This is a genomic window from Streptomyces sp. NPDC002076 (genome assembly GCF_053593835.1).
This window is the reverse complement of sequence record NZ_JBSFDI010000002.1, coordinates 408968-433887: the sequence shown is the minus strand read 5'-3', so window position 1 is coordinate 433887 and position 24920 is coordinate 408968. Positions and strand designations below refer to the sequence as shown.

General features: G+C 71.0%; 21 protein-coding genes and 2 pseudogenes. 9 read left to right on the top strand and 14 right to left on the bottom strand.

Annotation, left to right across the window (positions count from 1 at the left end):
• Positions 1-25: 25 nt before the first annotated feature.
• From ACWCQS_RS06240 to ACWCQS_RS06230, 3 genes are all read left to right on the top strand, one after another.
• The gene (locus tag ACWCQS_RS06240; protein ID WP_451003351.1) at positions 26-526 is read left to right on the top strand and encodes a winged helix-turn-helix transcriptional regulator; all 501 of its coding nucleotides are present in this window, start codon (positions 26-28) and stop codon (positions 524-526) included.
• Positions 527-617: 91 nt separating this feature from the next.
• On the top strand, positions 618-1124 hold the full coding sequence (locus ACWCQS_RS06235) for an SRPBCC family protein (RefSeq protein ID WP_451003350.1): 507 nt from the start codon (positions 618-620) through the stop codon (positions 1122-1124).
• On the top strand, positions 1124-2182 hold the full coding sequence (locus tag ACWCQS_RS06230; RefSeq protein ID WP_451003349.1) for an LLM class flavin-dependent oxidoreductase: 1059 nt from the start codon (positions 1124-1126) through the stop codon (positions 2180-2182). The genes ACWCQS_RS06235 and ACWCQS_RS06230 overlap by 1 nt, the downstream gene beginning before the upstream one ends.
• A 49-nt stretch (positions 2183-2231) precedes the next feature.
• Here ACWCQS_RS06230 and ACWCQS_RS06225 read toward each other — a convergent pair whose 3' ends face one another.
• The 10 genes and pseudogenes from ACWCQS_RS06225 to ACWCQS_RS06180 form a co-directional block, all read right to left on the bottom strand.
• Entirely contained in the window at positions 2232-3482 is a 1251-nt protein-coding gene (locus tag ACWCQS_RS06225) for an RNA polymerase sigma factor (RefSeq protein ID WP_451003348.1), read from the bottom strand.
• Positions 3469-3810, bottom strand: coding sequence for a YciI family protein (locus ACWCQS_RS06220; RefSeq protein WP_451003347.1), 342 nt, complete (start codon positions 3808-3810; stop codon positions 3469-3471). Before ACWCQS_RS06220 ends, ACWCQS_RS06225 begins: the two co-directional genes overlap by 14 nt.
• 96 nt (positions 3811-3906) lie before the next feature.
• A complete protein-coding gene (locus ACWCQS_RS06215; protein ID WP_451003346.1) occupies positions 3907-5202 on the bottom strand; it encodes an FAD-dependent oxidoreductase in 1296 nt (431 codons plus the stop codon).
• 148 nt (positions 5203-5350) lie between these two features.
• A pseudogene (locus ACWCQS_RS06210) lies at positions 5351-5979 on the bottom strand (flavin reductase family protein); the annotation flags it as partial.
• A 66-nt stretch (positions 5980-6045) separates the two neighbouring features.
• The gene (locus ACWCQS_RS06205) at positions 6046-7041 is read right to left on the bottom strand and encodes a cytochrome c oxidase assembly protein (protein WP_451003345.1); all 996 of its coding nucleotides are present in this window, start codon (positions 7039-7041) and stop codon (positions 6046-6048) included.
• Between the two features lie 154 nt (positions 7042-7195).
• Positions 7196-7831, bottom strand: a pseudogene (locus ACWCQS_RS06200) (reductase); the annotation flags it as partial.
• Complete coding sequence (locus ACWCQS_RS06195; RefSeq protein WP_451003344.1) at positions 7783-8352, bottom strand: hypothetical protein; 570 nt, start codon at positions 8350-8352, stop codon at positions 7783-7785. The pseudogene ACWCQS_RS06200 and the gene ACWCQS_RS06195, both read right to left, overlap by 49 nt.
• Before the next feature lie 175 nt (positions 8353-8527).
• On the bottom strand, positions 8528-9073 hold the full coding sequence (locus ACWCQS_RS06190) for a lamin tail domain-containing protein (RefSeq protein ID WP_451003519.1): 546 nt from the start codon (positions 9071-9073) through the stop codon (positions 8528-8530).
• A gap of 360 nt (positions 9074-9433) precedes the next feature.
• Positions 9434-11098, bottom strand: a complete 1665-nt coding sequence (locus ACWCQS_RS06185; protein WP_451003343.1) for an alkaline phosphatase family protein — start codon at positions 11096-11098, stop codon at positions 9434-9436.
• Between the two features lie 278 nt (positions 11099-11376).
• Entirely contained in the window at positions 11377-11928 is a 552-nt protein-coding gene (locus ACWCQS_RS06180) for a YciI family protein (protein WP_451003342.1), read from the bottom strand.
• A gap of 310 nt (positions 11929-12238) precedes the next feature.
• Here ACWCQS_RS06180 and ACWCQS_RS06175 point away from each other — a divergent pair, with 310 nt between their 5' ends.
• Positions 12239-13036, top strand: coding sequence for a PIG-L deacetylase family protein (locus ACWCQS_RS06175; RefSeq protein WP_451003341.1), 798 nt, complete (start codon positions 12239-12241; stop codon positions 13034-13036).
• A 38-nt stretch (positions 13037-13074) separates the two neighbouring features.
• Here the strand turns inward: ACWCQS_RS06175 and argS are convergent, their stop codons facing one another.
• Both argS and ACWCQS_RS06165 read right to left on the bottom strand, forming a co-directional pair.
• Complete coding sequence (argS, locus tag ACWCQS_RS06170) at positions 13075-14736, bottom strand: arginine--tRNA ligase (RefSeq protein ID WP_451003340.1); 1662 nt, start codon at positions 14734-14736, stop codon at positions 13075-13077.
• A 154-nt stretch (positions 14737-14890) separates the two neighbouring features.
• Complete coding sequence (locus ACWCQS_RS06165; RefSeq protein ID WP_451003339.1) at positions 14891-15544, bottom strand: helix-turn-helix transcriptional regulator; 654 nt, start codon at positions 15542-15544, stop codon at positions 14891-14893.
• A 45-nt stretch (positions 15545-15589) separates the two neighbouring features.
• Here ACWCQS_RS06165 and ACWCQS_RS06160 point away from each other — a divergent pair, with 45 nt between their 5' ends.
• The gene (locus tag ACWCQS_RS06160) at positions 15590-16582 is read left to right on the top strand and encodes an APC family permease (protein WP_451003518.1); all 993 of its coding nucleotides are present in this window, start codon (positions 15590-15592) and stop codon (positions 16580-16582) included.
• A 101-nt stretch (positions 16583-16683) separates the two neighbouring features.
• Here ACWCQS_RS06160 and htpG read toward each other — a convergent pair whose 3' ends face one another.
• The gene (gene htpG, locus ACWCQS_RS06155; protein WP_451003338.1) at positions 16684-18585 is read right to left on the bottom strand and encodes a molecular chaperone HtpG; all 1902 of its coding nucleotides are present in this window, start codon (positions 18583-18585) and stop codon (positions 16684-16686) included.
• A 235-nt stretch (positions 18586-18820) separates the two neighbouring features.
• Between htpG and ACWCQS_RS06150 the strand changes: the two genes are divergently transcribed.
• From ACWCQS_RS06150 to ACWCQS_RS06140, 3 genes are all read left to right on the top strand, one after another.
• Positions 18821-19171, top strand: a complete 351-nt coding sequence (locus tag ACWCQS_RS06150) for a DUF1330 domain-containing protein (RefSeq protein ID WP_451003337.1) — start codon at positions 18821-18823, stop codon at positions 19169-19171.
• 111 nt (positions 19172-19282) lie between these two features.
• Positions 19283-19900 (top strand): TOPRIM nucleotidyl transferase/hydrolase domain-containing protein, encoded by a 618-nt coding sequence (locus ACWCQS_RS06145; protein ID WP_451003336.1) that lies wholly within the window; start codon positions 19283-19285, stop codon positions 19898-19900.
• A 72-nt stretch (positions 19901-19972) separates the two neighbouring features.
• Positions 19973-21766: a zeta toxin family protein gene (locus tag ACWCQS_RS06140; RefSeq protein ID WP_451003335.1), complete on the top strand. Its 1794-nt coding sequence runs from the start codon at positions 19973-19975 to the stop codon at positions 21764-21766.
• Here ACWCQS_RS06140 and ACWCQS_RS06135 read toward each other — a convergent pair.
• Positions 21730-22008, bottom strand: coding sequence for a hypothetical protein (locus ACWCQS_RS06135; RefSeq protein ID WP_451003334.1), 279 nt, complete (start codon positions 22006-22008; stop codon positions 21730-21732). The genes ACWCQS_RS06140 and ACWCQS_RS06135 overlap by 37 nt on opposite strands.
• Before the next feature lie 204 nt (positions 22009-22212).
• Here ACWCQS_RS06135 and ACWCQS_RS06130 point away from each other — a divergent pair, with 204 nt between their 5' ends.
• Positions 22213-24891: an ATP/GTP-binding protein gene (locus ACWCQS_RS06130; protein WP_451003517.1), complete on the top strand. Its 2679-nt coding sequence runs from the start codon at positions 22213-22215 to the stop codon at positions 24889-24891.
• Positions 24892-24920: the final 29 nt, after the last annotated feature.

Below are 24920 nucleotides of genomic sequence, written 5' to 3'. Positions count from 1 at the left end.
TTGTGAGACTGACTACCATCGACGCATGAGACGAACGTCCTTCGCCAACTGGCCGTGCTCCATCGCGCGCACCCTCGACCTGCTGGGTGACCCATGGACGCCCCTCGTCGTGCGGGAAGCGTTCTACGGCATCCGCCGCTTCGACGAGTTCCAGCAGGAACTGGGCATCGCGCGCAACACCCTCACCGACCGGCTGCGCCGACTGGTGGACGAGGGGGTGCTGGAGAAGCGGCTCTACGAGGCCGAACCGCCGCGCTACGACTACGTCCTGACGGAGAAGGGACGTGACCTCTTCACCGTGCTGGCCACGATGTCCCGATGGGGCGACCGATGGCTGGCCGGTGCCGAGGGCGTCCCGGTGGTGTTCCACCACGATGCGTGTGACCACGACACCACGGCCGAGGTCGTGTGCTCCGTCTGCCGACGACCCCTGGCGGCCGGGGAGACGTCGATGCGCATGGGACCCGGCTATCCGGAGCGGCTCAAGCGCCGGCCCGATGTGCGGCGCCGATTCGGTGCGGTCTGATGAGGGCCGCGATCGCACTCTTGACATGGTAAGTCTTATGAAGCAACTCTAAATGCCACACCACACCCTGACGGCGAGGAGGCCGGTTGACGTGGAGTGGACGGGCGCGCGCTACGCGGACAAACCCACGGTCGAAGTGAGTACGTGGATCGACGCCCCATCGGACCAGGTCTGGGCGCTGGTCAGCGACATCGCCTTGATGCCGGCCATGAGTGAGGAACTCCAGTCCGTCCAATGGCTCGACGGGGCCGACGGGCCGACGGTGGGCGCCAGGTTCGTCGGCCACAGCAGGCACGAGGCGTTCGGCGAGTGGTCCACCACATCGCATGTCATCGAGTGCGAACCCGAACGAGTCCTCGCCTGGGCGGTGCAGGACCCCGCCACCCCCTCCGCGATCTGGCGCTTCCGCCTTCGGCCCCGCAACGGCGGGACGGAACTGTCGCAGTGGATGCAGTTGGGCCCGGGACGCTCCGGGCTCTCCGTCGCGATCGACCGGATGCCGGACAAGGAGCAGAAGATCGTGTTCGTACGGCTGCGCGAGTTCGAGCGGAGCATCACCATGACCCTTGGGCACATCAAGAAGCAGGCGGAGGCGTGATGCGCACGGCCACCACCATCGAGGCCTCGGGCGGCGGGAGCTGGACCGAGCAGGCGGACTTCGTCGTCGAGGCGGAGAAGCTGGGCCTGGACGTCTGCTGGGTCGCCGAGGCCTGGGGCTCCGACGCCCCCTCCGCGCTGGGCCACTACGCCGCGCTCACCGACCGGATGCTGCTGGGGTCGGGGGTCATGCAGCTGGGCACCCGCACCCCGGCCGCCGTCGCGCAGACCGCCATCACGCTGTCCAATCTCTCCGGTGGGCGCTTCCTGCTGGGTCTGGGAGCCTCGGGCCCGCAGGTCATGGAGGGACTGCACGGAGTGCCCTTCGCCCGGCCCCTGCGCCGTATGCGGGAAACCGTGGAGATCGTCCGGCGGCTGCTGGACGGCGGCAGACTCTCCTATTCGGGGGCGGAGTTCACCATCCCGCTGCCCGGCGGCGAAGCGGTCCCCATGCGGCTGTCGATGCGCGCCGAGCACCCGGTCCCGCTGTATCTGGCCGCCCTGTCACCGGCCATGCTGCGACTCACCGGGGAGGTCGCCGACGGCTGGCTGGGCACCAGCTTCGTGCCCGAAGGCGCGGGCGACGCCTACTTCAGCCACCTCGACGACGGCCTGACCCGCAGCGGCCGCACTCGCGGAGACCTGGACGTCTGCCAGGGCGCCGAGGTCGCCTTCGCGCCTGACGAGGAGGCCCTCGGCGCGATGACCGCCCGACGCAGGAAGGAACTGGCCTTCAGCTTGGGCGGCATGGGTTCGGCGTCCACCAACTTCTACAACAACGCCTACAGTCGTCAGGGCTGGGCCGAGGTCGCCGCCGAGGTGCGCGAGCGATGGCAGGCCGGCGACCGGGACGGCGCGGCGGCGCTGGTGACCGACGAGATGGTCCTGGGTACGACGCTGATCGGTACCGAAGCCATGGTGCGCGACCGGCTCCGGGTATGGCGCGCCGCCGGGGTGGACACCGTGCGCCTGTACCCGGCCGGGGAGACGTTGCAAGCCCGGCTCGACACCCTTGCCAGGGCGATAGAGCTGGTACGGGAGGTCGACGGCACCGCCTGAGCACTGCAGTCGGACCACCGGTCACCGGCATCCATCCCTGAAGCCCGTCTCACGTCTCCTGCGTCAGGCGGGCGGTGAGCAGGGAGCGTTCGGCGGGGTTGGCGGTGAGGCGGAGGGCCTGCCGGTCGGCCTCGGTGGCCTCCGCGTCGCGGCCCAGGTCGCGCAGGAGTGCGGCCCGGGTGGCATGGAACAGGTGGTAACGGCCCAACTGGCCGCCGAGCGCCTCGACTTGGGCCAGTGCGATGGCGGGGCCGTCGGTGTGGCTGACCACGATCGCGCGGTTCAGGCGTACCACCGGTGACGGGTCGACGGCCAGCAACATGTCATACAGGCGCAGGAGTTGAGGCCAGTCGGTGTCTTTCCAGCTGGGTGCCTCGCAGTGCACGGCGGCGATGGCGGCTTCGATCTGGTAGGGGCCCGGCCTGCCGAGCGCGGCGGCCCGCTCGATGAGTGTGGTGGCGCTGCGGATGCGCCGGGCGTCCCATCGGGAACGGTCCTGGTCGGCGAGCGGAATCAGCCGTCCCCCGGTGTCCAGGCGGGCGGGCCAGCGGGCGGCGTGCAGACGGATCAGGGCCAGCAGGGCAAGGGGTTCCGGCTCATGGGGCAGTGAGCCGGCGAGGAGGCCGGCGAGCCATTCGGCGTCGTCCACCAGTTCCCGCCGTACCCCCGGGTCTCCCTGGTCTCCCCCGGTGGTGAAGCAGCCCTCGTTGAAGACGAGGTACACCACGCGCATGACCTGGGGCAGTCGTCCGGCGCGCTCCTCCGGCTCGGGTGCGCGATAGGGGATGCCGGCAGTGGCGATCTTCCGCTTGGCCCGGGTCACCCGCTTGGCGAGGGTGGCCTCGGGCACCATGAACGCCCGCGCGATCTCGGCTGTCGTCAGGCCCACGACGGCGCGCAGGGTCAGCGCGACCTGGGCGTCCGGGTCCAGCGCCGGGTGGCAGCAGGTGAAGATGAGCCGGAGGCGGTCGTCGGGCTCGCGCTCGGCCGTTTCGGGCAGGGCCTCGATGCGGGCCGCGAGCTGCGGGAGCCGGTCCTGGAAGCGGGCCTCGCGGCGGATACGGTCGAGGGCCTTGTTGCGCGCGCAGGTCAGCAGCCAGGCGCCGGGCCGGCTGGGCGGACCGGCGCTCGGCCAGCGCCGCAGCGCCTCGACGACGGCCTCGCTGACCATCTCCTCGGCCAGGTCGAAGTCGCCGAGGAGGCGGACCAGGCTGGCGGTCAGCCGGCCCGCCTCCTCGCGGAAGACCCGCTCGATCAGTGACCGGGTGTCCCGGGCGCCTGCCGAGTCAGCGCTCGACAATCGGACGCACCTCCACCTTGCCGTCGGGCACCGGGAAGCTCGCGGCCAGCTCCAGCGCGGCGTCCAGGTCGGGTACCTCGACGACCGCGTAGCCGCCGATCGCCTCCTTGGCCTCCAGCAGCGGGCGGTCGATCATGGTGGAGCGGCCCTGCTCGACCACGACCGTCGTCGCGGTCTCGGGTTCGCGGAGCTGCTGAGCGTCGACGATCGTCCCGTCGGCGCGGTGCTTGTTGAACCACTCCATGAGCCGGCCGTAGACCTCGCCGCGCTCCTGGTCGGAGCCCTCTTCCTGCCAGGCGCCGCGGGTCAGCAGCAGCACGTACTTCATGGTGTCCTCCTCGGTCGTCCTTGCCTGTCTACCTTCACGACGAACAAGAAGACGCCGAGAGGACAGGACGTCCCGAAAATTTCCGTCGCGACCGTTTCAAGGGGTCACCTCCACGGCCGTGTCCGTCTCGCCGGGCGGCGCCGCGGTGCCCGGTCCCGCCCGGTGGACGGCCGATCCGGGTGGCCGTTCCTTGAGCGCGCCGTAGCCGATGAAGTACGCGGGCAGCCGGCGTACCCACCGTGACTCGGCGAGCAGGCGTGCCATGCGCCGGGCCCGCTGCTCGCGTCCGAGGGGCGGCCGGCCCTGCAGGACGGGAGCGATGATGCGGGCGTGGGCCACCCGCTGGAGGGTCTGTGTGACGACCGTGGCAGGACGACGGCGGCGCTGCAGACGGCGTACGTCGCGTGGTGCCACCCTGCCCCGGCGCAGTGGCTCGGTGAGGTAGCGGGCGGCGGCCACGGCGTCCTGGACCGCGAGGTTGATGCCGATGCCGAAGATCGGGGACATCGCGTGCGCGGCGTCGCCAATGCACAGCAGGCCGGGGCGGTGCCAGCGGCGCAGGCGGTCCAGCCGTACGTCGAGAAGCTTGACATCGTCCCATGAGCTCAGGGCGTGTGCGCGGTCGGCGATCCAGGGGACGGCCGCGGTGAAGTCGGCCAGGAAGCGGTCGAGCCCGGCGGCGCGGCGCTGTGCGTCGGTGCCCTTGGGGATGATCCCTGCGCACTGCCAGTAGTCGCCACGGTCGATCATCGCGGTCAGGAAGCGGTCACCGGCGGCGCCGTAGAGCCCCTGCGGATCGCTGTCCCGGCGCGGCAGCCGGAACCACCAGGCGTCCATCGGGCAGGGGAAGCGGCGCAGACGCAGTTCCGGGCGGGACCGGGCCAGTGATCCGCGGCCGTCGCAGGCGACGGTGAGCAGGGCGCGCAGCTCGCCCGTGCCGCCGTCGGCGGTGCGGTAGCGCACCCCGTTCACCCGTCCGGATTCGATCAGGAAGTCGGTGGCCTCCGTGTTCATCCGCAGCTCGAAGGACGGCTCGCGCCGGGCCTCGTCGGCGAGCAGGTCCAGCAGGTCCCACTGGGGCACCATCGCCACGTAGTTGTAAGGACGTGGCAGGACCGAGAGGTCCCCGACCATGACCGCCGCGCCGTCGGGTCCGATGGGCAGCTGGACGGTGCGGACCCGCCGTTGCGGCAGCTCGGCGAAGCGCTCGGCCAGACCGAGGTCGTCCAGCAGCGCCAGGGTGGAGGGGTGGACGGTGTCGCCGCGGAAGTCGCGCAGGAAGTCGCCGTGTTTCTCCAGCACCGTCACCGGGACCCCGGACCGGGCCAGCAGCAGAGCGAGCACCATGCCGGCGGGGCCGCCTCCCACGACACAGCATGTGGTCTGTTCCATGGCAGTCCTGCCCTTCACGAGAGCATTAATTCACCATTCGATGAATATCTAGCCTACTCCTTCGGACGAATTCCGGCCTCCCGCGGACCGCGCCGCGCCGCGCTCCGGGGCGAGGCGACCAGCGAACGTCGGCTACGGCGCTCCTGCTCGGCGTCTCGGACACACCGCTGTGCCCGAGCTCTGGGCCGAGTCCGAAGTAGCGCCGGAAGTTGTAGATCAGCGGGCTCCAGGCCGCGGGCTCGAGGTGCTGGGTTCCGGGCACCACCAGGCGCGGGTCGGCGTGCACCTTCAGCACCCGGGCCTCGACGATCAGGAAGTCGCCGGCGGCGTCGGTGCCCACCCGGGCGGCGCGGGCCTCCAGCTGGATCGGGCACTCGGCCACCCGCGGCGGGCGGACCGTGTGCGAGGCCTGGGCGTGCAAACCGGCCGCCGTGAACTTGTCCGGCTCGTAGCGGGCGCGACGGAGTCCGTGCCCGGCCGCCGCGGGCCGGCCGGTGAGCTCGCCCAGGTGCTCGACGGCCGCCCAGTGCCGGGGTTCGGGCAGGCTGATCACCAGCTCCGGCCGGGCCGCCAGGTTTGCACCGGTCTGGCCCTGCCTGCCGATCCCGAGCACCACCACCTGCCCGAGCGCCCAGGCCGACGAGATCGGTGCCAGGTTGACGGTGCCGTCCGGGTTCTCGGTGGTCAGCAGCACGACGGGGTGCCGAAGTAGAGGATGCTCGGGGTGATGGTCAGGTGGCCGGCGTTGTTCCCGGCCGGGTGCGGTGCGGTGTCCATGCGGGTGACGGTAGGGCGCCGACCGTTCGGCGGCGGCCGAACCGTGCACACGCGATCATGGCGGGCTCACTTCTCCCGGGCCACCTCGTTCTGCTCGGTCTCCCACCAGGGGCGTACCCGTTCGGGGGCGGCTGTCTGACCGTGGTCCGGGGAGGGTGCCGGGACGGGCGCCAGTTCAGCGTCGAGGCGGCGGTCGAGGGCGGCGGTCTGGACCCGCTCCGCCCGCGCCCACTGGAACAGCAGCGCCAGCAGGAAGGGCAACGCGACCAGCTCGGCGATGCTGAGCATCGCGCCGCCGCCGGTCTGCTGGTCGTGCTGGACGTCCGGGGACCAGCTCGGCGCGTGGTGCAGGTACCATGCGCCCGCGATCAGCGTGCTGTGCGTCATCACCACGACTCCCGGCACCGCGTCGACGATGCCGTCCAGGAACACCAGCGCCGCTCGCACCGGGTGGGTGCACCAGGCGGGCAGCGCCTCTTCGTGGGTCAGCACCGGTACGACGAACAGGCTGCCGACCGCGAGCAGGTGCAGGTACATCAGCTCGTGCAGCCAGCCCACGCGCAGGGCGGTCTCGAAGTACGGCGTGAAGTACACCGTCAGCTCGGTGCCGAGCACCAGGGCGGTGCTGACCAGCGGGAACGTCAGCACCCGCACCAGGCGGCCGGTCATGGCCCGGCGCACTCGCGCGGCGCCACCCTCCGGCAGCGCCTCGACGGCGAGCCGCAGCGGATCGCCGAGGGCCAGGCCGAGGGGTGCGACGAGGTCGAGGAGAATGTTCTGCACGGCGGCCGGCCAGAACAGCACGTGGTCGTAGACGGCAAGGGCGGACATCGTGGCCACCACCAGCGCGCCCAGGCCGAGCAGCGCGAACGCGATCACCCGGGCGGGCGGCCAGGGCGTGCCGCGCTTGCGCAGCCGTGCGACGCCCCAGCCGTAGAGCGCGCCGAGGGCGATGACCAGCAGCAGCGCGGGGACGTCCAGGTGCCACGTGGACAGCAGACGCCCCGTGGTCAGCTCGGGGAGCTGGCCCGCCGACAGTTCGGTCATCGCGTGACCATCCATGCAGATCGTCCTCCTTCGGCTCGACATGGAAGAACCGGCTCGGATCCATGACGGGAAGACGCTAGTCCCCCGCGGCCCGGGGGCAAGCATCGGGGTGCCGCACGCCGGGGTGAAATGCCGGGATCGAGCAGGACCGGCGCTCGTACGGCCTCGGTCAGTACACGTCCCGCACATACCGCTTCTCGGCGGCGAGCTGCTTGACGTACGCCGCCGACTCCGCGTCGTCCAGGCCGCCGTGGACGGTGGCGATCTCGCGCAGGGCCTGGTCGACATCCCTGGCCATGCGGGAGGCGTCGCCGCAGACGTAGAAGTGCGCGCCGTCGTGGAGCCAGGACCACAGCAGGGGCCCGTGCTCGCGCATCCGGTCCTGGACGTAGACCTTGGCGCGCTGGTCGCGGGAGAAGGCGGTGTCCAGTCGGGTGAGCGTGCCCTCCGCCAGGAACGCGGTCAACTCGTCCTCGTAGTAGAAGTCCGTCGCGCGGTGCTGTTCGCCGAAGAACAGCCAGTTCGGGGCGCGGTGGCCGCGGGCCCGGCGTTCCTCCAGGAAGCCGATGAAGGGTGCGATGCCCGTGCCGGGGCCCACCATGATCGCCGGTGTGGCGGGGTCGCTGGGCGGACGGAAGTGCGGTGCCCGCTGGACGCGGACCGGCACCGGGGCGCCGGGCTCGGCGTCGGCGAGGAAGGGCGAGCCGACGCCCTGGCGGGGCCGGCCGGCCAGGTTCTCGTACCGGACGACGGTGGTCAGCGACACCAGGTGGGGGTCGGTGAGGGGGCTGGAGGATATGGAGTACTCAACTGCCCGGAGACATAGAGCGCAACCGCGTCGGGGCCGTGCTCGTCGATGATCGCGCGCAGGCGCCGGGCGGTCTCGGCAACGGCGGCCGTCAGGGGCGCGGGCTGCGGCTCCTCGCCGCGGTCCGCACGGACGAGGGCGGTGGTGAGCCGGCCCGGGGCGGCGAGCATGTCGGCGGTGGTCGCGCCCTTCGCGCACAGCCGGCCGAAGTTCGCCGGGTGCTCCTTTTCGCCCGTCGCCTTCAGGACCGTACGCCGCCCGTCCGGTCCCCTGCCGATGTCGAGGACCATGCCGCAGCCGACGCCGCAGTACGAGCAGACCGTCCGCACCTTCGTCGTGCCCTCGCTCCGCGAGCCCGGCGGGGCCACGGGCGCCTCCCTCTCCTGTGTTCGACCTGATCTCACCCTTCGTGACGGTACGAACCGCTCATTACCGAGGTGTCTCGGCGCCTGATCATCAGGGGTTACGCCCACCGCACAGGACTCGGGAGCAGGGTGTGAGCCCCGGGCCAGGGGCATGCCGGCGGCCCCCGGGCGTCCGGCGTCGGCGCCGAGATCGGGCCCGGCCCATGACCAGCGTGCCGGCGGCGCCAGGCAGGGGAGAGCCCCGGTCGGCGAGGAGGCCGTCCGGGGCTGCGCCTGTGCCGGTGTGCCGGCGGTGGTGCACCCGCGGCGCGGGCCGCGGGTCATCGGGTCAGCGGCGGTATCCGCCGTCGTGGTGGCGGTAGCCGCCGTCGTGGTGGCGGTAGCCGCCGTCGTGCCATCCGGCCTCGTCGCGGCGGTCCATGTCCTCGGCGCGGTGGCTGCGGCGGCCCCAGGAGACGGCGTCGACGAGGCGGCCGCGATCGTCGCGCAGGACCGCGGTGTCGGCGTTGACGTCCCACACCGGGGTGCGGCGGTCCTGGTAGAGGTCGGTCCCGGTGTCCCGGCCGATCCCGGTGTGCACGCGGACGGTGGCCCGGCCCTCCAGCCACACGTGACGGAAGGTGTAGGTGTAACCGTCCCGGTCGGACAGCGTCCAGTCGTCCAGGTTCATCGCCCGGCGGGAGTCGTTCGTGATGTCCACCCACTCCCTGTTCAGCAAGCGGTTGGAACGGTCGTCCCGGCCCAGCCAAGCGTGCTGTACGCCGCTGATGTGCACCATCGCGTGGTGCATACGGCTCGACTGGTGCTCCGCAGCCGTGGCCGGGATGGCCACGGTGCCCACCAGCGCGGCGGTCACGGCAGCGGCTGCGGTCATACGGCGGGCGGAAGAAGAAGCGGACACGAGGTCCCCCTTCACGAGGATGCGTGGTGGGAGTCGGCGACCGGTCGGCCGCACACGCACACCGTGCTACCTACGCCCCGAATTGTCAGGGAAACGCGCGCAGGGCATTACGCATCCTGCATGAATCCATGACTCTCGCCTGCAATGTCCATTCATGTTCTGAATGCACAAGGTTGACGGCATGTCAGCCGCACTCGGCTTGGAAACATGAGCCCGAGGCAACCAATCCCGGACTCCGCCACCCCAGCGCCACCCAAGCCGTCCACCCGAAAGTGTGTAACAGAGCAGTACGCCGTCCGGGGCAGAGGCCTGAGTGGCGTGGGGGACGCGAGGTCAGCGCACGGGGAGGGCCCGGGTGTGTTCGACGCGGACGGCGTCCAGGTCCCGCGGGTCGAAGCCCAGCAGTCGCAGGATCGTCGGGGCGATCTGCGTGGTGTGCACCGGTCCGTCGACGTGTACGCCGTGCGGGGTGGCGGCGCCGGAGACGACGAGCGGGACGTCGAGATCGTCGGCGTGGGCGCCGCCGTGCTCGGCGATCTTGCCCTTGCCGCCGGTGTAGACGACGCCGTACTGGGAGACGCCGACCAGGTCGGGCACGCGGGAGTCGCCCGGCCGGGCGCGGAAGTACCGGGCCGCGTCCGCACCCGCGTAGAGGGACTGCAGACCGCTCGCCGTGAACGGCTTGGCCTTGCCGTCGATGTCGTTGCCCGTGCCGGACTGGGCGAGCAGGTAGGCCTTGGCGAAGTCGGCGGCGGCCTGGGAGCGGTCGGTGAGCCAGAGCAGCATGGCGTCGTCGTCCACCGCGTGGGCGACGAGGTCGCCGGAGCCCGGGTGCGCGGTCTTCCAGGCGGCGTTGAGGCCGTCGAGCAGCGGGCCGTCGTCGATGCGGGTCAGCGCCTTGGGGTCGGTGGGCGACTGACCGTGCTTGGCGGACAGGATGACGGTGGTGCTGTCGGCGAGGTGCTGCTTGCGGAGCTCGGTGAGGAAGGCGCCGAGCCGCTGGTCCACGAAGTCGAGGTTCTTCTCCAGCAGCGGGCCGGGCACGCCCTTCGTCCGGTAACCGCCCGTCAGACCGTCGGAGGTGGGCAGCTTCTGGGCGGTCGAGACGGACTGGAAGTTCATGCCGAAGACCACGGGGGCCCCGACCTTGTGGTTACGCCCGTGGTCGTAGCCGTCGATCTCGTTGAGGACGGCTTGCGCCTTGTACCCGTCGTACTGCTCGGTCGCGGCGTTGTCCTTCGTCCAGTCACCCGCGGCGTAGCCTATGGCCTTGCTGTTGATCTCGGGCGTGAACAGGTCCTGGATGCCCTTGCCGGAGGGGCCGTTGAGGATGTCGTAGGCGGCGTGCTTGTCGGACCACGCGGTGCGCAGGCCGGCCGAGCGGACCACGTCGAAGACGGTGTTCACCCGCAGGTAGGAGTGCGGGTAGAGCGGTTTGCACGTCTTCGGGTCGACCGGCAGCTTCGCCGGGTCGATGAGGCTGGTGGGGTCGCCGGTCATCTGCAGGATGCTGCCGGGCAGGCCGCTGAGGCCCTGACCGGCGTCGAGGGAGTCCTGGTTCTTGTCGAGGTCCTCGGTGAGGTCGACCTCGGCGCCGGGCTTGGCGCCGGCGCAGTTGGTCGTACCGGCCGGCAGGAGGGCGGAGCTGTAGGTGTCGTCGTAGTAGACGCCCGTGGTGCCCGGGTCGCCGCCCGTGAGCTGGCCGACCATGCCCGGGAAGGAGTCGGAGGGGTTGGTGGTCGCCGCGTGGGTGTACTGCACACCGCCGGCGGTGAGCCGGGCGAGTGCCGAGTGGGGGTGACGGGCGATGTACCAGGCGAGGTCGGACTGGTGCAGACCGTCGACGGACAGCAGCAGGACATGCCGGGCGGCCGGGTGCGGGTGTGCGGAGGCGAGCGCGGAGCCGGGCGCGGCCGCGGCGGTGAGCGCGCCGACCGCGGCCAGCGCGGCCGCGGCCGCCGTGACGGTACGTGCGGGGTGGGCCGGACGTCTGGACATGGCTTCTCCTCGGACTGTGTCGAGCGGGTGCGCGTCGTGCACCGACATCCGAGAGGCGGAACATGTACGCCAGCGGACGGTCATGCCGCGTCCAGCCCAAGAAACGCATGGGCTCGGGCAAAGTCTTCCGGCTTCTGACGGGGGCTCAGTGACTGGGTGTTCGGGCCCACCGTGAGTGCGTACGACACGGCACCGATGCCCACGGTGCCGCCCAGGCCCCGGTGTGCCGGACGACAGGACTGGATCGCCTGAGACGCGCTCACCTCCTCAACGGCGGCTCATGACTGCCGTCCGCCGAACTGCCAGTTGTGGACCTCGATGTCGACATACCGGTCCACGGTCAGCACGGCGCGCGCCGTGTCCGGGTCCGGTGCCCGGACCAACGCTGCCGTACCGAGCCAGGTGTTGCCGTCGTCGGACAGCAGTGGCCCGTACGCGATCAGCTCGTTCTGCTCCAGGGGCAGAGTGAGGTCGGCGGCCTCTCCCCGGCCGAGACCGAGCACGAAGTACCGGCGGCCGCCGGTGCGCCCTCCGGGGAAGTCCCACATGGTGCGCCCCAGCACGTTGCGCCATCGGCGCAGCAGCACGTCACGGTACACACCGGCCTGGTAGCCGGGCTCGTCGAAGGCGAATGCGCGGGCGGTGGCGGGATCGGGCAGGTCGACGATGTGCACGCTGCCGGTGGGTACTTCGCCGTCGTCCGTGAGGGTCGGACCGCGGGCGATCATCTCTTTGTCGAACCGGTCCATGTAGGACCAGTGCGCTTCGAGCAGCTCCATGCGCTGCGCGAGGGAGCCCCGCCGATCGCGGTGGTAACAGATGAATTCCATGCCCGCAGTGTGTCGGTCCTGGAGCGCAACAGCACAGCGGTTATCGGTGAGAACGATCTCGAAGGGCACCTCGGCTCTCGCCTCGGTGGTGATCAGCCTGGTGAGATGATCCCGGTGTCTGGCACCGCCGCCACGCCGATCTGCTGAACCAGGTTTCCATGGACTACGGCTACCGACAGCTCATCGCGGGAGACAGTGGGTCCGGCACGGCCGACGGGAACCGGACGGACGCGTCACGGCAGTGATCCCTGATACTGCTCGCTGATCGCGTCAATGCTCATGTCCCCTCTAGAGACCACAGGATTGGCCCATGGCAACCATCCTCGCGTTTCACGCCCACCCGGACGACGAGGTGTTTCTGACCGGCGGCACGCTCGCGCGGGCCGTGGCCGAGGGGCATCGTGTCGTGATCGTGGTCGCCGCGGACGGGCTCATGGACGCCGTGCCGGAGGGCGGAGCACCACGGCTGGACGAGCTACGGGCGAGTGCTGCCGTGCTGGGCGTGCAGCGGGTGACGCATCTGGGGTACGCGGACAGCGGCCATGGTCCGGTGCTGTATCCGGATCCGCCGGACCGGACACGATTCGTGCGGGCGGACACGGAGGAGGCGGCCGAGCGGCTGGCCGCCATCCTCCGCGAGGAAGGGGTGAACCTGCTCCTCAGCTACGACGCACGGGGCGGCTACGGCCACCGCGACCACGTCAAGGTGCACGAGGTCGGCAGGCGTGCCGCCGAACTCGCCGGGGCGCCGCGGGTGCTGGAGGCGACGATCCCACGCGATGTGGTGGCGCGCCTGGTGAGGCTGGTGCGTGTGCTGAGGATCCCGTTGCGGTTCGACGCGGACACGGTCCGCACGGCCTACACCTCGCGCGCCGCCATCACCCACATCGTGGATGTCCGACGGTTCGCGGCGCGGAAGCAGGCGGCTCTCGCGGCTCATCGTTCGCAGGTGTCGGGCAGGGGGCGGCTTGCTCCGGTGCTGAGGGTGCTGGTCCGCGTTCCGGCCCCTGTCTTCGGATGGCTGCTCGGGCGGGAGTGGTTCGCGGAGGCACAGGCGACGACGGCGCCGTCCGACGTCATCGGCGACATCTTCCGACCGGTCTCGTAGCGTCTGCCAACCGGCCGTCCAGCGTCCGCCGACCGGCCTCACATCCGTTCCGGTGCCGAGACGCCGAGCAGGTGCAGGCCGTTGTGCAGCCCCCGTTGGCAGGCCTCCGTCAGCCACAGCCGGGCCCGGGCGCGGTCGTCCGGGGTCTCGCCGGCCCGCGGCGGGACCCGGCAGGCGTCGTAGAAGCGGTGGTACGTGCCGGCCAGCGCCTCCAGGTAGTGCGCCACCCGGTGCGGCTCGCGCAGCGTGGCCGCGGTGGCGACGACCTGCGGGAACTCGGCCAGCGTGGCCAGCAGGTCCACCTCCCGTCCGTGGGTGAGCCGGGCGGGGTCGAAGTCCTCCGGCGCGCCCTTGTCGATCCCGGCTTCCTTCGCCTTGCGCAGCACGGAGCAGGGCCGGGTGTGCGCGTACTGGACGTAGTAGACCGGGTTGTCGTTCGACTTCCGGGTCAGCAGGTCGATGTCGAGGTCGATCATCGTGTCCACACTGGCCCGCGCGAGCGCGTACCGCGCGGCATCGACACCGACCGCCTCGGTCAGGTCGTCGAGGGTGAGGACCGTACCCGCCCGCTTGCTCATCCGGACCGGTCTGCCGTCCTTGACGAGGTTGACCAGTTGGCCGATCAGGATCTCCAGATGCCGGTCCGGGTCGTCGCCGAAACAGGCCGCCATGGCCCGCATCCGGCCGACATAGCCGGCGTGGTCGGCGCCGAGCATGATGACGACCCGTTCGAAGCCCCGGGACCGCTTGTTCAGGTAGTACGCGCAGTCCGCGGTGAAGTACATCCATGAGCCGTCGTTCTTCACCAGCACCCGGTCCTTGTCGTCGCCGAAGTCCGTGGTGCGCAGCCAGACCGCGCCGTCGGACTCGTAGACATGGCCGCCGTCGCGCAGCCGGGTGACGGCGGTGTCCAGGTCCCCCTGGTCGTGCAGGTCCTTCTCGTTGAAGTAGGTGTCGAAGCGGGTTCCGAACGCGGTGAGCGACGTCTTGATCTCGTCGAACATCAGCTCCGTGCCCACCGCCCGGAACACGGCGAAGGACTCGCTCTCCGGCAGGTCCAGGGCGCCGGGGTGGTGCTGCAGCACGGCGTCCGCGATCTCCTGGATGTACGCGCCGCTGTAGCCGTCGTCGGGCACCGGCAGCCCCTGGGCAGCGGCGAGCAGGGAGCGGACGAAGCGGTCGATCTGTACGCCGGCGTCGTTGAAGTAGTACTCCCGCGACACGTCCGCGCCCGCGGCCTCGAGCAGCCGGGCCAGGACGTCTCCCACGACCGCCCAACGGGCTCCGCCGATGTGCACCGGGCCGGTGGGGTTGGCGGAGACGAACTCAAGGTTGAGCCGCAGGCCGCCCAGCCGGTCGGTGCGGCCGTAGGCTTCCCCGGTCAGGACGATGTCCCGGGCCAGGGCGCCGATCGCCGCGGTCTCCAGCGTGATGTTGAGAAACCCGGGGCCCGCCACCTCGGCCTTCGCGACTCCCCCGGCCGCGCTCACCAGCGGCGCCAGTGCCTCGGCGACGGCGCGGGCGGGCAGGCCCGCGGGCTTGGCGAGTTGCAGGGCGACGTTGGTCGAGTAGTCGCCGTGGCCGCGGTGCCGGGGGCGCTCCACGCGGATCTCCTCGGGCACCTCTGCCGAGATGCGTCCGGACTGGATGACCGTGTGGACGGCGTCGGAGATGACGGCCGCGAGATCTGCTGGAGTCACAGGGCCGACGCTAGCGGAGCCGACGGCGCCTGTGACATCCAATTTCCGGGGGCTTGTGCTCACCAGCCGGCAACACGTTCCCAAGGGGGTCCGGCTCGACCAGGGTTCGTGCGGGGTCCGAAGGGGCGGTGCTCTTCCGGGTGTTCCCGTGGCCCTACTTGGCGTAGTTGTACACGGTCGCCCGGGACACACCCAGCAGGTCGGCGATGGTCTGTGCGGCGTCGCGCGAGTCGAAGTAGCCGTCCCGCTGCAATTGCCGTACGAGCGCCTTCTTGTCGTCCCGGCTCAGCGAGCGGGGCGTCGCGGCGCGCTCCGCGGCGTGTTCCTCCACCGCTCGACGCAGCTCGCGGGCGGTGCGGTCGCGCAGAGCCTCCAGGGGCTGCTCGCGGTGCTCGGTGCCGGTGGCCACCAGGTTGGACAGGGCGAGGGTCACCGGTGACAGCACGGACACGTCCAGGTTCAGGCAGAGAGCCGCGATGTACTCCCCCGCGGCGTTCTTGATGCCGATGGACGTGCTCTTCGCGGGGCGGCCGTCCGGGAACTGATTGGGGTAGTTCTGGATGACACTGGGGTAGTCGGGGTCCTCGATGCGGGCCAGGCCCAGCTCCGTGGTGGAGTCCCCGACCCGACGTCCGGAGAGGTTGTTCTCGATCGCCCGGATCGCGTGCTCGGGATTCCGCAGGTCGTGCAGCACCACCTCGCACAGACCGGGGAACATGCGCCCCAACGCCACGGCGATCTTCTCAGCCTCGCGGATGAGGTGCTCGTCCGCCTCCGCATGTTCCACGGGAAGTCTCTCCAGGACCATTGGACCAATTTTCCATCTCTGGATGTTCAGCCTAAGCGAGGCTTGGTGTTTGTCCAGCGGGTCGCCTTCGGCGCGCGGGCGGCCGCGGTGGTCGGCTGGTGCTTCTCCTGCGCCGTACCCGCCGGTGCCCCGGCGGCGGGCATGTGCGCCGGGGCGTACGTCGCGACCGCCCTCGGCGGCGGCCGGCGCACGGTGCTGCTCACCGCTGGCGTGCCGCTCGTCCTGGTGGCCGTGGCCAACGGATTCGGTATGACCGTCTCCGGCCGACTGCAACTCACGCTCGCCGTGCTGCTCGTGGCGCTGTTGCCGACCGCGGTGGTGACCGCGCTGCCGCATGCCCACCTGCGGAACCTGCATCCGTTCGCGCCGCACGGCCGGCCCGCGATCGGCGCGGCCGCGGCGCTGCTGGTGTGGAGCTTCGCTGGCTGGGAGGCCATCACCCATCTCGCCGCCGGCTTCCGCCGTCCGGCGCGCGACCTGCCCCGCGCCACCGCCGTGATGGTCGCCGTCGTGGGCGTGCTGCACCTCGCCGTCGCCGCCACCAGAGTCCTGGTGCTCGGCCCGGCCGCCGGCACCTCCGACGCCCCGCTGGCCGAACTGCTCGCCCTCGGCATCGGCGGCACGGTCCACGTGCTGGCTGCGGCCGCCGCCGTGCTGCTCACCCTCGGCACGATGAACGCCTGCTTCGCCGGCGCGGCCAGACTGGGCGCCGCACTCGGTCGCGACGGCGCGCTGCCCGCCTGGCTCGACCGGGGCGGCGGCGTCGGTGCGGTGCCGCGCCGCAGCCTGGCGGTCGTGACAGGGCTCTTGGGCCTCGCCCTGGCCGCCACCGCGGTCGCCGACGTGGGCCCTCAGCCGCGCGCGCTGCTGACCACCGGGTCGTTCGTGACCGTGTACGCGCTGCGCGCTCCTCGCGCTCGTCGCGGTCGCCGCCCTCCTCGTCATGACGGGCTGGTACCTGCTGTGGCCGCTCGTCATCACGGCGAGCGCGGCTGTGCTGTCTGCGACGGCGCCGAGCAGGCACAGTGCGTTCCGTGAGCGCCACGGCGGCGGCCGGGGCCCCACGGTTCAGCAGGCGCCGCCGAGCCGGCGGCCCGCCCCGCCTCCGGGACAGGCCGCCGACCTCAACCGGTGCCGGATCACAGAGCGCGTTCCAGGCGGTCCGCCATCAGCTTGACGAAGCGGGCGGGGTCCTTGGGCTGGCCGCCCTCGGCGAGTACCGCCAGACCGTGCAGGAGTTCCGCGGTCTCGGTGAGCCCCGTGCGGTCCTCGCGCTCCTTGTACGCCTGGTTGAGGCCCTTCACCAGCTGGTGGCCGGGGTTGAGCTCCAGGATCCGCTTGGCGCGGGGCACCTCCTGGCCCATCGCGCGGTACATGTTCTCCAGCGCCGGGGTCAGGTCGTTCGCGTCGGAGACGACACAGGCCGGGGAGACGGTGAGACGGGAGGACAGACGCACCTCCTTGATGTCCTCGTCCAGTTGCTCCTTCATCCAGCCGAGCAGGCCTGCGTAGTCCTCGGTCTGCTTCTCCCGCTCGCCCTCGGAGGATTCGTCGTTCTTGGCGTCGAGGTCGATCTGCCCCTTGGCGACGGACCGCAGCTTCTTGCCCTCGTACTCGCCGACGGTGTCGGCCCACACCTCGTCGACGGGGTCGGTGAGCAGCAGCACCTCGATGCCCCGGTCCCGGAAGGCCTCCATGTGCGGGGAGTTCTCGATGCTCTGCCGGGACTCGCCGGTCAGGTAGTAGATGTCGTCCTGGCCGTCCTTCATCCGCTCCACGTAACTCTTCAGCGTGGTCGGCTCGGTGTCGTCGTGTGTGCTCGCGAACGACGCGAGGGCGAGGATGGCGTCACGGTTCTCCGGGTCGGTGACCAGTCCCTCCTTCAGGACGGTGCCGAACTCGCGCCAGAAGGTGGCGTATCGGTCACGGTCCTTGGCCATCATGTCCTTGACCGTGGACAGGACCTTCTTGGTCAGCCGTCGCCGCATCATCTCGATGTGCCGGTCCTGCTGGAGGATCTCGCGGGACACGTTGAGCGAGAGGTCAGCCGCGTCGACGACACCCTTGACGAAGCGGAGGTACGGCGGCAGCAGCGCCTCGCAGTCGTCCATGATGAAGACACGCTTGACGTACAGCTGCACACCGCGCCGGAAGTCCCGCGTGAACAGGTCGTGGGGAGCGTGCGCGGGGAGGAACAGCAGGGCCTGGAACTCGAAGGTGCCCTCGGCCTGGAGCCGGATCGTCTCCAGCGGGTCGCGCCAGTCGTGCCCGATGTGCTTGTACAGCTCGTGGTACTCGTCGTCGGACACCTCGTCACGCGACCGTGCCCACAGTGCCTTCATCGAGTTGAGCGTCTCGGGCTCGGGCGCCCCTTCATCGCCCTCGCCCTGGTCCGGGACCATCCGGATGGGCCAGGTGATGAAGTCCGAGTAGCGCTTGACGATCTCCCGGATCTTCCATGGGGAGGTGTAGTCGTGGAGCTGGTTCTCCGGGTCGGCGGGCTTGAGGTGGAGGGTGACCGAGGTGCCCTGCGGGGCGTCGTCGGCCGGCTCCAGTGTGTACGTGTCCTCGCCGCGCGAGGTCCAGCGGGTGCCCTGGCTCTCGCCGGCGCGCCGGGTGACCAGGGTGACCTCGTCCGCCACCATGAAGCCGGAGTAGAACCCGACGCCGAACTGGCCGATCAGCCCCTCCGCCCCGGCCGCGTCCTTGGCCTCCCGCAACTCCTGCAGGAACTGTGCGGTGCCGGAGTTGGCGATGGTGCCGATGAGCCGCCCGACCTCGTCGTACGACATTCCGATGCCGTTGTCCCGCACGGTGAGGGTGCGGGCGTCGCGGTCGATGTCGATCTCGATGTGCAGGTCGGACACGTCGGCGTCCAGCGAGTCGTCCCGCAACTTCTCCAGACGCAGCTTGTCCAGCGCGTCGGAGGCGTTGGAGACGAGCTCTCGCAGGAAGACGTCCTTGTTGGAGTAGACCGAGTGGATCATCAGCTGCAGCAGCTGACGGGCCTCTACCTGAAACTCGAGCGTTTCAGTCGGCATGTTCGCGAATTCCTCACAGGTGATATCGGCGGAACTGATGGCAGACACTGTAAAACACCACGTCAGCACGTCGGCCGCAGACGCCGACGGTGGCTGGATCCTGACCCCGCGGCCAGGCCCCGCGGCCAGGCCCCGATCAGCTCGGTTCCTTGATTACCTGGCAGGTCATCGACCGCGGCGGCCACCGGCGGCAGGATCGTGAACAGCACAGCAGCCGACCGACCGGAGGGACACCATGACCGCCTACGCGATCGCTCACCTGCGGGAAGCCGCTCCGCACCCGGAGATCGCCGAGTACATCGCGCGCGTCACCGCCACCTTCGAACCGTACGGCGGCCGGTTCCTCGTACACGGCGATCAGCACGAGGTGAAGGAGGGCGCATGGCCCGGGCACGTCGTCGTGATCGGCTTTCCGTCGATCTCCCACGCACGCGCCTGGTGGGACTCCGAGGAGTATCGGGCCATCGCACCCCTGCGCTCCCGGCACATCGAGGGCGACATCATCCTGGTTCCGGGCGTGCGCGAGGACTACGACGCGACCGTCACGGCACGGACCATGCTGGAGGCTCTTGCCGCCCCGTGCTGATGCGGCGCGGCCCACTCGGGCCGCAACTGGTGCCGGCCTCCTCCTCGTTCGTGCCGACGGACCGGCGGTAATTCCCTACCGCGTTGGCCGGAAAGCACGGACACTCGCCTCATGGATGACATGAGGTCGTTTCGGGAGGCGGTCATCGCGTGGGCTGCCGGTGACCCCGGCGACTTGGCCCGCGTGCTGGCCGCGCGGCTTCCCGTCCGTGCGGCCGTCCTGCTGGAAGGGCCGAGTGATGTCGCGGCGGTCGACGCGCTCGCGGCGCGTCGCGGCCGGAACCTGGCGGCCGAGGGCGTCTGCGTCCTGCCGATCGGCGGTGCGATGAGTGTCGGGCGCTTCGCCCGCCTCCTCGGGCCACCCGGCCTGGGCCTGCGCCTCACGGGACTGTGCGACGAGGCGGAGCGCGCCTACTTCGCGCGCGCTCTGCCGGGGGCCGGCTCAGCACAGCACGGTTTCTTCGTCTGTGCGGCGGATCTGGAGGACGAGCTTATCCGCGCGCTGGGCGTGACACGGGTGGAGGAACTGGTCCGAGCGGAGGGCGAGCTGCGTGCCCTGCAGACTTTCCTGCGCCAGCCCGCACAGCGGGGCCGCACCTCGCACCAGCAGTTGCGGCGCTTTCTCAGCACGAAGAAGAAGCGCAAGATCCACTACGGCCGCGTCCTCGTCGAGGCCCTCGCTCCCGACCGCGTGCCCGCCCCACTCGACGACCTGCTGACCAGCCTCTGACCACGGGGCAACGTCGTTCGGAGAGTGGGTCCTCTTCGGTTCGGCGTAAGCCCGCGGGAGGTGATCACGGTGATGCGCGCACATGGTGTCCGCAGCGTTCTGGGTCCGTTGCCCGAGGCGGAGAGTCTCCAGACGCTGGAGCAGGTGATCATTCCGGCGTTCACGAGGGGCGCCGTATCTCAGTGCCACCCCGTCGTCGTTGTCGTCGCCGGGCAGCCCGGCGCGGGGAAGACTCAGATCGCCGACCTCGTTCAGGCGGCGCTGGACCGGCGGGGCGGCGCGGTACGGATCTGCAGCGACCTCTACAAGTCGGCGCACTCCCGGTATGCCGAGCTCCTGGCTGACGACGTTCGCACCGCCGGCGTGAAGGTGCGCCCGGACACGCGCCGCTGGCAGGCCGCGCTCGAGGATCACGTTCGAGCGCACGGGTTGGACGCGGTGGTCGAGTCCGCCCTCGCTGATCCCGAGGAGTTCCGCGTGGTGGCGGTGGCCACAGCGGAGGCCCTGAGCCAGCTCGGGGTGCTGGACCGCTTTCTTTCCGAGGCGCTCTCCGGTGGCGGCCGGTATGTCTCGTGGGAGAACCACGACACCTGCGCGAAGCAGATGCTCCAGACCTTGGCCATCATCGAGGCCGAGCAACTGGCCGACCGCATCACGGTGGTGCGGCGCGACGGCACCGTGCTCTACGACAACGACCTCGTCGACGGGGTGTGGCGCCGCCGGCCGGCGGCCGAGAAGGCGGTGGTGTACGAGCGGTCCCGGCCCTGGACCGCCCAGGAGACGGCCGTCTTCCGCCGGGAGTTGGCCCGGACCGATCAGCGGCTGCACCGCGATGTGCACTGCGAGGACCGGCGCCTGGCCGTCCAGCGCGACGTCGAACGTGCCGCCGCGCTCGCCGAGCCCGTACGCCGCATCGTTCAACCGCGACGGCGGGCGCCGGGCGTGGACTACCACCGGCTTTCGGCCGAGGAACACCGCTGGATCTTCGACGAGCTCATCGCGCCCTCCTACCTGAGCGGCATCGTCAGCCGGGACGATCCGCGGGCGGTCTATGTGCTGGGCCAGCCGGGGGCGGGGAAGCTGCTGGCCGCCAGGATGGTGAAGCGGGCCATGCGGCCGGGGACGACGCAGTTGGTCGGCGATGACTTCAAGGCGTCGCACCCGGACTATCTGCGCCTGCTGGAGGAGGACCCCCGTAATGCCGGGGCCGCGATCCGGGCCGACTACCGTGCCTGGTTCGCCGAGGCCGAAGCGTATGTGCGCCGGCACCGCGGCGACGCGCTGATCGAGGGCGCGCCGGGCAGCGTGCAGGAGTTCCTCGCCAGCGCGCTGCCGTTCGCGGCCGACGGCTACACGGTCGAGCTGGTAATCCTGGCCGTGCGGGAGGCGGACAGTCTGCTGTCCACGGCGCTGCGGTACGCCCGCTCCCTGCAGAGGGGCGGCTACCCGCGCTTCACTTCACGAGCGGGACACGACGTGTGCTTCCGCGCCCTGGCCGACGTCGTCGACGCCGCGCAGCGGCATCCGGCGATCACGGCCGTGACCGTGATCCGGCGTGACGGCGAAGCCCTGCTCCGACAGGAGAGCGGGGGCCGGCGGGCGGCCTGGGCGCTCGCCGCGGAACGGCTGCGTCCCTACACCGAGCAGGAGGCCGCCGCATTCCTCCGCCTCCACCAGGCGCTGCGCCGGGCGCTTCCCCAGCACCGCCAGGAGCTGGATGAGATCGCCGCCCTCGCGCGACCGCTGATGCCCGCACGGGTGCAGCCGGCCCGCATCAACCGGCCGCACCCATCCGTCTGGCCTCTGCCGGTACGGCGCCTGCCCTCGGCCTACGACTCCTTGAGCTCCTTGAGCCGGGCCGCATAGACGGTGGCGACCCGCTCGGCCTCCTCCGGGTCCGCGGTCGCCAGCTGCGCCTGGTCGGCGAGCGCGGCCTGACGGGCGGCCTTCAGCTCCTCGATCCGCTCCTCGTCGGGCACCGGCGCCCTGCGCTCGGACGCGATCTGCGTGCTGTACCAGGTCACCACATCGCGGACGATGTCTGCCGCGTCCTGCTCTTCGCCGCCGTCCAGGCCGGAGAAGTCGGGCTCATCTGGTGTGCCGGCCATGACACCCCCTTCGCATTCTGATCTTGAACGAGGGGCCATTGTCCTCCCGGCCCACTCCCCCGGCTCGGTGCCATCCCGGCGTTCCCGGGCCGTGGACAGGCCTGAAACCGCCACCCAACCGGGCCACGCCCCCGGGAGCGACTCCCCAAATCCCGCAGGGCGGGCATAGGTTGAGCTCAGAGTGATCATCTATCGGGGGTGGACGTGACCGGCGGCCGTGATCTGAGGGCCCTGTTCAGTACGAACGACCGCACCGTAACGGCGGAGGAGGCGTTCACCAACCGGCAGGCGCAGTGGGACCTGGTGGCCGATGCGCTTACCGAGCACCTGCAGCGGATCTCCTCACCTGGCTTCGACGTTGAAGACCTCGAGGCGCCCCGGAACAACGTGATCGTCCTGCACGGCGTCGGCGGGATCGGCAAGACCACCCTGTCCCGCCAGCTCGAGGCAGCACTCGCCGATGCCGGACAGCGCCCGCCCCAGTGGGGTGAGCCCGGCTGGCCGGACGGGCGGATCCTGCCCGTCCGGATCGACCTCGCCCGCTCAGCCGGCACCGACTTCGAGCAGCTGGTGCTCACGATCCGGCTCGCCCTCGCCGGCCGCGTCGGGCGCCCGCTGCCCGCCTTCGACCTGGCCCTGCGCCGGTACTGGGAGGTGAACCATCCCGGAGAGCCGATCGAGGAGTACCTGCGCCGCGGCGGGCTGGCCGCCCGGTTCGGGCAGGCGCTGCCCGAACAGATGCAATCCGCGCTCAGCGAGGCCGCCCAGACGCTCGCGCTGCCCGGCATGGTCGGATCGGTCGTCGGCCAGGTCACCGGCGCACTGGTGCGCGCCTTGCGTGAACGCCGCCAGACCGTACGCGCGCTCGCCGGGTGCGCGCGGCTGGCCGACCTGCTGGAAGCCGAGCCCGATCTGGACGCCCTCTCCTACTATCCGCACCTGCTCGCGTGGGAGATCGCCCGCCTCCCCGACCGTATGCGCGTCACCCCCGTCGTCCTGCTCGACACCTTCGAGGACGTCGGCGACCGGACCCGCCGCGACCAGGAACGGCTGATCCAACGCGTGGTATGGCTGATGCCCAACGCGCTGTGGGTGATCACCGGGCGCGGCCGGCTGCAGTGGGCCGACGAAGGCCTCCAGGGGCAGCTCGACTTCACCGGCCCCGAGGCCTGGCCCGGCCTGGCCGCCGCCGACACCCCCTACACCCGCACGCCGCTGCCCACCACCAGCGGCGGCCGGCAGGTCCTGGTCGGCGACTTCGCCCCGGAGGACTGCGACGACTACCTCGCCCGTCGGCTCTCCCGCGACGGACAGCCCCTCATCCCCGACGACCTGCGCGCTGTGATCACCAGCCGCAGCCACGGCCTGCCGCTCTACCTCGACCTGTCGGTGATGCGCTTTCTGGAGATCCGCCGCACCGGCCGCACCCCCACCCGCGATGACTTCGACCAAGACTTCCCGGCCCTGATCTCCAGGACCCTGGCCGACCTGACTCCCGATGAGCGCCACGTCCTGCGTTCGGTCAGCCTCCTGGACGCCTTCGACCTCCCCCTGGCCACCCGCGCCGCAGGCCTCGCGCACGAGGCGCCAGCGATGCGGCTGATCGAACGCCCCTTCGTCCGCGAGAACCCCTTCGGGCTCTGGCCGTACCACCTGCACGCCCTGATCCGCTCCACCATCCGCGGCGCCGACGACCACAGCGACGACCGCTGGAGCCGCGCCGACTGGCAGCGCGCCGCCGAACGCGCCTTCACCGCCCTCGGCCAGCAGTGGCGAGACGGATCCGACCGCGACCGGCTTCTCCTGGTCGGCTGCCTGCGCCAAGGCCTGCGCCTGGCCGGCACCCACCGCCTGGAGCTTGGCTGGCTCACCGACGCGGCCTGGGCATACATCGGCGACTCCGTCTGGGAGCCGATCGCCCCGCCCGACACCGGCGATCGCACCGGCCTGGACACGGCGGCTGACGCTTTGGTCGAACTCCTCAGCGCCCTAACCCGCCGCCAGCACGAACACCGCACCCGCACCGTGGACCGGCTGACCGCCGTCCTCGACACCCGCCTCCTGCCCGCCGAACTCGAGGAGATGGCCCTGTACTACCGGGCCAAGGCCTACCGCGACACCGGGCACAGCCAGGAATCACGCCACGGCTACCAGCAGGTCGCCGACGGCAACGGCCGCCTGGCCGCCGCCGCCCGACGCGGCCTCGCCCAGGCCGCCCGGCTCGCCGGCGACTTCCCCACCGCACACGCCGCCGCACAGACCCTGGGATGGGAAGGACGCCACCAGCGCGTCCTGGGCGACCTGTGGTGGCTACAGGGAGAACCGGAACGCGCGGCCGCCGCCTACCTCGCCGGACGCACGGAAGCCGAACAGCACGCCAAAGCCGGCGAAGCCGCACACAACCAAGCCCTGCGCGCACTCGCCGTCGCCTTCTACGACCCCCACCAGGCCGACGGCGAAATCGACCTCGCCCACCAGCTCCTCGCCAACCTCGACCTGCGCGCCACCACGATCAACGCCGCCATCGCCGCCCTGATCCGCGACGCCGGCGATGCCTCGCTCGACGACCGCATCCACACCCTGCGCACCGAGCTCGACATCGCCGGCCTCACCTCCATGACCCCCACCCTCGAACTCGCCGCGGCATTCCACCAAGCCGTCCTCGACGACCACGACGCACTCGCCGCCACCCTCGCCCGGCTGCGCGAACAGACCCAGAACGGGGACTACGCCTACTACATCGATATCGCCTGCTTCATGGCTGCCCTTCCCCTCCCCGCCGACCACACGGGGCCGCGGTGGCTGGATGGCGAACAGGCCACCCGTGCCCGATGGCGCACGCTCGTCACCGCCCGCCAGCACCGCCTCCACACCAACCAGTAGCAGCAGAGGGGAACGGCATCCCTCGCGCC